Annotated in this window: 2 tRNA genes and 2 rRNA genes; all 4 read right to left on the bottom strand. The window is 48.1% G+C overall.

Going from position 1 to position 553, the window contains the following annotated elements:
* Positions 1 to 127: 127 nt before the first annotated feature.
* A tRNA-Ile gene (locus GPK81_RS11050) sits at positions 128 to 201 on the bottom strand.
* Positions 202 to 224: 23 nt separating this feature from the next.
* Positions 225 to 297, bottom strand: a tRNA-Ala gene (locus tag GPK81_RS11045).
* A 5-nt stretch (positions 298 to 302) separates the two neighbouring features.
* Positions 303 to 420 (bottom strand): 5S ribosomal RNA (gene rrf / locus GPK81_RS11040).
* 70 nt (positions 421 to 490) lie between these two features.
* Positions 491 to 553: ribosomal RNA gene (locus GPK81_RS11035) — 16S ribosomal RNA — on the bottom strand; the annotation flags it as partial.

The following is a 553-nucleotide window of genomic DNA, read 5'->3' as shown; positions in this document are numbered from 1 at the left end:
TCATGTATGCAGTTTTCAAGGTACAATATATTGGGCTTTATTACTTAAAACCCAATGGGCTTAAGTGGACCTTTGCCCTATGGCTCATGATTATGAACTTTACGGGGTTCTGGTTCATTTAAACCAGTGGGCTTAAGTGGACTCGAACCACCGACCTCACGCTTATCAGGCGTGCGCTCTAACCAGCTGAGCTATAAGCCCATCTTGAAATCTTTCGATTTCAGTGGAGATGAAGAGATTCGAACTCTCGACCCCCTGCTTGCAAGGCAGGTGCTCTCCCAACTGAGCTACATCCCCATTTGATCTGGCAGCCACCTGCTCTCCCACACCGTCTCCAGTGCAGTACCATCGGCCGCTTAGGTCTTAACCGTCGTGTTCGGGATGGGAACGGGTGTGTCCCCTAAGCGCATCGCTACCAGAAATATCGTTATTCAGTTGCCTTGATAACTCAACAGTAAAACACATTTCAATTACTCTACTTTTTCCTTAGAAAGGAGGTGATCCAGCCGCACCTTCCGATACGGCTACCTTGTTACGACTTCACCCCAGTCAT

It is taken from the genome of Blautia sp. MCC283, assembly GCF_018785565.1.
Lineage (GTDB): Bacteria > Bacillota > Clostridia > Lachnospirales > Lachnospiraceae > Blautia_A.
The sequence above is the reverse complement of the archived record's forward strand: the minus strand, read 5'-3'. Positions and strand labels throughout refer to the sequence as shown.